This is a genomic window from Pontimicrobium sp. MEBiC06410, from assembly GCF_053601615.1.
In genome coordinates this window covers 1-431 of the sequence record NZ_JBSHNT010000103.1, presented here as the reverse complement: position 1 = coordinate 431, position 431 = coordinate 1, and the positions used below count along the sequence as shown (strand labels likewise).

Below are 431 nucleotides of genomic sequence, written 5' to 3'. Positions count from 1 at the left end.
GTAGGCTATTCCTTCTGAGTCTTTTTTAAAGGTTGTACGTAATGACTCGTGGCGTGCTACTAATGCATTGATACTTTGCTCTAAGTACGCTATGTTGAGCGCACCATTCACTTCTAATAATCCTGGTATGTGGTACCTTTCACTTTGTCCCAACTCTGCTAAAAACCATAGGCGTTGTTGTGCAAAGGATAGCGGTAGTTGGACTCTGTTTTTTACAACTGTTATTCTAGGTAATATTGTTGCTTTACTAGTGGCTATAACTTGGGATAACTGCCCTAATAATGGGGTGCTAAATACCTGAGAGAGTTGTAGTTTTACTTTAAATTGTTCTTGTATTTTTGATAGTAATCGGGTTACTAATAGTGAGTGCCCACCTAACTCGAAAAAGTTATCGTGTTTTCCTATTGTTCCTTCTTCTAGTTCTAATAGCT

1 protein-coding gene is annotated in these 431 nt (G+C 38.1%); it reads right to left on the bottom strand.

The window, feature by feature from the left end; genetic code table 11:
* Window positions 1-431: condensation domain-containing protein (locus tag ACVC08_RS00675; protein ID WP_452600583.1), on the bottom strand; the 431-nt coding region annotated here is incomplete at both ends.